We start from the raw sequence: 6,676 nt of genomic DNA, 5'->3' as shown, positions 1-6,676 counted from the left end.
ACCGGGTGGCGGATCTGGCGGGTGCGGCGGTGTGGGGTCTGCTGCGGTCGGCGCAGTCGGAGCACCCGGACCGGATCGTCCTCGCCGACCTCGACCGGGAGCCGGACGCCGACGCGCTGGCCGTCCTCGCCGCCGTGGCCGACGACCCGGCCCCCACCGGGGGGCAGCTGGCGATCCGTGAGGGCGCCGTGCTCGTACCCCGGCTGACGCGCCTCACCGGCGCGGAGCTGGTGCCCCCGGCGACGGGCCTCTGGCACCTCGCGCCCGTCAGGCCCGGAACGCTGGACGGCATCGACCTGGTGCCCGCTCCGGCGGTGAAGCTCGGTTCTGGCCAGGTACGGATCGCCGTCCGCGCCACAGGCGTGAACTTCCGGGACGTGTTGATCGCCCTGGGCATGTACCCGGACCCGGCCGCCAGGATGGGCAGCGAGGGCGCCGGCGTCGTGCTGGAGGTCGGCCCCGACGTCGACGGCCTGCTCCCCGGCGATCGGGTGATGGGCATGTTCGAGCCCGGCTTCGGCCCCCAGGCCGTCGCCGAGCGGGAGCGGATCGCGAAGATCCCCGCCGGCTGGTCGTTCGCCCAGGCGGCGTCCGTCCCACTCGTGTTCCTGACGGCGTACTACGCGTTGCATGATTTGGCGGGGTTGCGGGCGGGGGAGTCGGTGCTGGTCCACTCGGGTGCGGGTGGGGTCGGTATGGCGGCGATCCAGTTGGCGCAGCATTTCGGTGCGACGGTGTATGCGACGGCGAGCCCCGGGAAGTGGGGCGTGCTGCGCGGTTTGGGCGTTGCCGAGGAGCGGATCGCGTCGTCGCGGACGACGGACTTCGAGCAGGCGTTCGCGTCGGTCAGCGGTGGCGCGGGTGTCGACGTCGTGTTGGACGCGCTCGCGGGTGAGTTCGTGGACGCGTCGTTGCGTCTGTTGCCGCGTGGTGGCCGGTTCGTGGAGATGGGCAAGACGGATGTCCGCGACCCGGAGCAGGTGGCGCAGCGGCATCCGGGTGTGGCCTATCGGGCGTTCGATCTGAACGAGGCCGGTGGGGTGCGGATCGGGCAGATGTTGTCCGAGCTGCTGGCCCTGTTCGAGCGGGGTGTGCTGTCGCCGTTGCCGGTGCGGGTGTGGGATATGCGGCAGGCACGGGCGGCGCTGCGGCACATCAGCCAGGCCCGCCACGTGGGCAAGGTCGTCCTCCAGGTTCCCGCGCCGGTGGACCCGGACGGGACCGTGCTGGTCACCGGAGCGTCGGGCACCCTCGCCGGGGTCGTTGCCCGGCACCTCGTCACCACCGGTCAGGCCCGCCGGCTGCTGCTGGCCTCGCGTCGCCTGCCCGCCGAAGGCAGCGACTACGCGGCGCTGGTCGCGGAGCTGACCGAGGCCGGCGCGACGGTCGACGCCGTCGCCGTGGACGTCAGCGACCCGCAGCAGGTGGCGGACGTGGTGGCCGGGGCGGATCGGTTGACGGCGGTCGTGCACTGCGCGGGTGTGCTGGCGGACGCGACGATCACGTCGTTGGACGCCGAGGCGGTCGGCGTGGTGATGGGGCCGAAGGTCGACGGGGCGTGGGCGCTGCACGAGGCGACCGCCGACTTGGACCTGTCGGCGTTCGTGGTGTTCTCGTCGATCGCGGCCACCCTGGGTTCTCCGGGGCAGGGCAACTACGCGGCGGCGAACGCGTTCCTGGACGCCCTGGCGTACCACCGTCGGGAGCGGGGCCTGCCGGCGACCAGCATCGGCTGGGGCATGTGGGCCACCACCAGCAGCATGACCGCCCACCTCGACCGGGACGACCAGCAGCGGCTGGGGCGACTGGGCATGACCCCCCTGCCCGCCGACGAGGGCGCCGCCCTGTTCGACGCGGCGGCCGCCAAGGCGCTGCCCACCATCGCGGCGGCGCGGCTGCGGATCACCGCCGACGCCGCCCAGGTGCCGCCGATCGTGCGGCTGCTCGCCCGGGCGGGCGGGCGCCGGCAGGCGGGTGGCGCTGCCGCCACGACCGGTTCCTCCTGGCGTGACCGGCTGGTCGGGCTGTCGCAGGACGACGCCCGTCGGCTGTTGGTGGACCTCGTGTGTGGGCAGGCGGCGGCGGTGCTGGGGCACGCGTCGGCGCAGGCGGTGCCGGGTGGTCGGGCGTTCAAGGAGTTGGGCTTCGACTCGTTGACGTCGGTGGAGTTGCGCAACCGGCTGGCCTCGGCGACCGGGTTGCGGCTGTCCGCCACCCTCGTCTTCGACTACCCCACCCCCGCCCGGCTCGCCGAGCACCTGCACGAGCAGTTGGGCGAGGTCACGGCCGGGGCGACCGCCGTCCGCGCGGCCGGCGCGGCGGGCGCCGACGAGCCCGTCGCGATCGTCGGCATGGCCTGCCGGTACCCGGGCGGCGTCAGCACCCCCGAGCAACTGTGGGAGCTGGTGGCCTCGGGCGGGGACGCGATCGGCGGGTTCCCGGCCGACCGGGGTTGGGACCTCGACGCCCTGTACGACCCGGACGCCGACCGGGCGGGCACGTCGACGACCCGGCAGGGTGGCTTCCTGTACGACGCGGCGGAGTTCGACCCGGCGTTCTTCGGGATCTCGCCGCGCGAGGCGCTGGCCATGGACCCGCAGCAGCGGCTGCTGCTGGAGACCTCGTGGGAGGCGTTCGAGCACGCCGGCATCGACCCGGCCAGCCGGAACGGCACCGTCACCGGCGTCTTCATCGGCGCCGCCTCCTCCGGCTACGCCGCCACCGGCAGCGACGGCCTGGAGGGCCTGGAGGGCCACCTGCTCACCGGCACCGCCGGCAGTGTCGCCTCCGGCCGGGTGGCCTACACGTTCGGGCTGGAGGGCCCGGCGGTCACCGTCGACACGGCGTGCTCGTCGTCGCTGGTCGCCCTGCACCTCGCCGCGCAGGCGCTGCGCTCCGGCGAGTGCGAGATGGCCCTGGCCGGCGGCGTCGCGCTGATGGCCCAGCCCGGCATGTTCTCCGAGTTCTCGCGTCAGGGCGGCCTGGCCCCCGACGGCCGCTGCAAGGCGTTCGCCGCGGGCGCGGACGGCACCGGCTGGGGCGAGGGCGTCGGCATGCTGCTGGTGGAGCGGCTCTCCGACGCGCGGCGGCACGGGCACCGCGTCCTCGCCGTCATCCGGGGCACCGCCGTCAACCAGGACGGCGCGTCGAACGGGTTGACCGCGCCGAACGGGCCGTCGCAGCAGCGGGTGATCCGGCAGGCCCTGGCGAACGCTCGCCTGTCCACGGTGGACGTGGACGCCGTGGAGGCGCACGGCACCGGCACCACCCTGGGTGACCCGATCGAGGCGCAGGCGTTGCTGGCGACGTACGGGCAGGACCGGCCGGGTGACCGGCCGCTGCTGCTGGGGTCGGTCAAGTCGAACATCGGCCACACGCAGGCCGCGGCCGGCGTGGCCGGTGTGATCAAGATGGTCCTCGCGATGCGGCACGGGATCGTCCCGCCGACCCTGCACGTGGACGAGCCGTCCCCGCACATCGACTGGACCGCCGGCGCCGTCGCGCTCGCCACCGAGGCGACCCCGTGGCCGGCCGTCGACCGGCCGCGCCGCGCCGCTGTCTCCTCGTTCGGCATCTCCGGCACCAACGCCCACGCCATCATCGAGCAGGCACCCGCCGTCGACGCCCCGCCGACCAGCCCCGAGCCGGCCGACCGGCTGCCCGGCCTGGTCGCCGCCGACGCCGTGCCGCTGCTCGTCTCGGCCCGCAGCCCCCGGGCGCTGCGCGACCAGGCGGCCCGGCTCCGGCAGCGGCTCGCCGACCAACCGGACCTCGACCTCGTCGACGTCGCGTACTCGCTCGCCGCCGGCCGCGCCCACCACCCGTACCGGCAGGTCGCCGTCGCCGCAGACCGGGACGACGCGCTCGCCGGGCTCGCCGCGCTGACCCTGGCCGACCAGCCCGCCAGTGTCGGCGAGGACACCCCGAAGGTCGTCTTCGTCTTCCCCGGCCAGGGCTCCCAGTGGGCCGGGATGGCCCTCGACCTGCTGGAGTCGTCGCCCGTCTTCCGGGACCGGATGCGCGAGTGCGAGACCGAGCTGAGCCGGCTGGTCGACTGGTCCCTGGAGGACGTCCTGCGGGCCGCGCCGGACGCCCCGCCGATGGACCGGGTGGACGTCGTCCAGCCGCTGCTGTTCTCCGTCATGGTCTCCCTCGCCGAGCTGTGGCGGTCCTGCGGCGTCGTGCCGGACGCCGTCATCGGCCACTCCCAGGGCGAGATCGCCGCGGCCTGCGCGGCGGGCGCGCTCACCCTGCCCGACGCGATGCGGCTCGTCGTCGCCCGCAGCCGGGGCCTGCTGGCCATCTCCGGGCAGGGCGGCATGGTGTCCGTGCCGCTGTCCGCCGCCGACACCGAGCAGCTGATCTCCCCGTGGGGGGACACCCTCTCCGTCGCCGCCCTCAACGGCGCCTCCGTGACCGTGGTGTCCGGCGACGCCGCGTCGGTCGCCGAACTGCTCGCGGTCTGCGCCGAGCGCGACATCCGCGCCCGGGAGATCGCCGTCGACTACGCCTCGCACTGCGCCCACGTCGAGGCCGTCCGCGACGACCTGGCGGCCGCCCTCGGCACGATCGAGGCCCGCCCGACCGACGTCGCCTTCCACTCCACCGTCACCGGCGAACAGCTCGACACGACCGAGCTGGACGCCGACTACTGGTACCGGAACCTGCGCGAGCCCGTCCGGCTCGCGCCCGTCGTCGACGCGCTGATCGCCGCCGGCTTCCGGGCCTTCGTCGAGGTCAGTCCGCACCCCGTGCTCAAGGTCGTCGTCCAGGACGCCCTCGATCGGGCCGACGCGGGGCGGTCCGGCGGCGGCGTGGTCGTCGGCTCGCTGCGCCGCGACGAGGACGGCCGCCGCCAGCTGCTCGCCGCGCTGGCCGGGCTGCACAGCGCGGGCGTACGGGTCGACTGGGCCGCCGTCTTCGCCAGCTCCGGCGCGGCCCGGGTGGACCTGCCGACGTACGCGTTCCAGCGGGAGCGGTTCTGGCCCGAGGTGGGGTCGTGGCGGGTCGGTGACGTCTCCGGTGCGGGTCTCGGGGTTGCCGGTCATCCGCTGCTGGGTGCGGCGGTGCGTCTGGCGGGTGACGACGAGGTGGTGTTGACGGGTCGGCTGGGGCTGTCGTCGCATCCGTGGTTGGGCGATCACGTGGTGTCGGGTGCGGTGGTGGTGCCGGGCACGGCCCTTGTCGAGTTGGTGGTGCGGGCCGGCGACGAGGTGGGTTCGTCGCGGGTGCGGGAGTTGACGATTGCGGCGCCGTTGACGCTGCCGTCGTCGGGTGGGGTGCGGGTGCAGGTGCGCGTCGGTGGGATCGACGACTCCGGCGGTCGGGATGTCGCCGTGTACTCGCAGGCGGAGGACGATGTCGAGGGGGAGTGGGTTCGGCACGCCGGGGGTGTGTTGGAGCCGGTGTCGGCCGAGGAGCCGGGCTTGGAGGTGTGGCCGCCGGTCGGTGTGCCGGAGACGGACCTTGCCGGCTGGTATTCGGCGCTGGTGGAGCACGGGCTGTCGTACGGGCCGGTGTTCCAGGGGTTGCGGCGGGTGTGGGCCGGCGACGGCGAGGTGTACGCCGAGGTGGCCCTGCCCGACGACGCGCCGGACGTGTCGGCGTTCGGGGTGCATCCGGCGCTGCTGGATGCCGCGCTGCACCCGATCGGGCTGCTCGACGCCGGGACCGGTTCCGGTCCGCGGGTGCCGTTCGCGTTCGAGGGTGTGCAGGTGCACGCCTCGGGCGCCCGGACACTGCGGGTGCGGTTGAGCCGTGCCGGGACGGCTGTCCGCCTGGTGGCGGTGGACGAGTCGGGTGCGCCGGTGGTGTCGGTGGACTCCCTCGTGTTGCGGGAGATGGCCGCCGTGTCCGCCCCGGCCGGGACCGACCGGTCGCTGTTCGAGGTGTCGTGGCAGGCCGAGGACGTCACCCCGGCCGGGAACGCCTCCGGCTGGGCCCTGGTCGGTGACGCGCCGGCCGAGCTGCCGGGTGTCCCCGTGTTCGGGGACGTGGCGACGCTGGTCGCGGCCGTCGACGCGGGCCAGGACGCGCCGAGCCTCCTCCTGCTGCCGGTCGCCACCGCGGGCGCCGAGGGCGACGACCTGCCCGGGCTGGTCCGCTCTCTGACGTCGACCGTGCTGGAGTCCGTGCAGGCGTGGCTGGCCGCCGAGCCCCTCGCCGAGACGCGGCTGGTCCTGGCGACCCGGGGCGCCGTGGCGGCGCGGCCCGGCGACCGGGTCGACGACCTCGCGGGCGCGGCGGTGTGGGGTCTGCTGCGGTCGGCGCAGTCGGAGCACCCGGACCGGATCGTCCTGGCCGACCTCGACCGGGAGCCGGACGCCGACGCGCTGGCCGTCCTCGCCGCCGTGGCCGACGACCCGGCCCCCACCGGCGGTCAGCTGGCGCTCCGCGACGGCGCGGTGCTCGTACCTCGGGTCACCCGGCCGACCGGCGACGCGCTCACCCCGTCCACGGACCTGTGGCACGTCGCGGCGGTCAGCCCCGGCACCATCGACGGTGTCGACCTGCTGCCCGGCAGCGCGACGCCGCTCGCGGCCGGCCAGGTGCGCATCGCCGTACGTGCGGCGGGTGTGAATTTCCGGGACGTGTTGATCGCCTTGGGCATGTATCCGGACTCGTCTGCGGTGATGGGCAGCGAGGGTGCGGGTGTGGTGTTGGAGGTCGGTCCTGG

Annotated in this window: 1 protein-coding gene; it reads left to right on the top strand. The window is 75.0% G+C overall.

Translation table 11 applies throughout. The features are described from left to right. Positions 1-29: 29 nt before the first annotated feature. Positions 30-6,676, top strand: a 6,647-nt coding sequence (locus AB0L34_RS32205) for an SDR family NAD(P)-dependent oxidoreductase (RefSeq protein ID WP_363709255.1), incomplete at its 3' end; no start/stop codon positions are given.

This window comes from Micromonospora sp. NPDC052213, from assembly GCF_040679695.1.
GTDB lineage: Bacteria > Actinomycetota > Actinomycetes > Mycobacteriales > Micromonosporaceae > Micromonospora.
The sequence above is the reverse complement of the archived record's forward strand: the minus strand, read 5'-3'. Positions and strand labels throughout refer to the sequence as shown.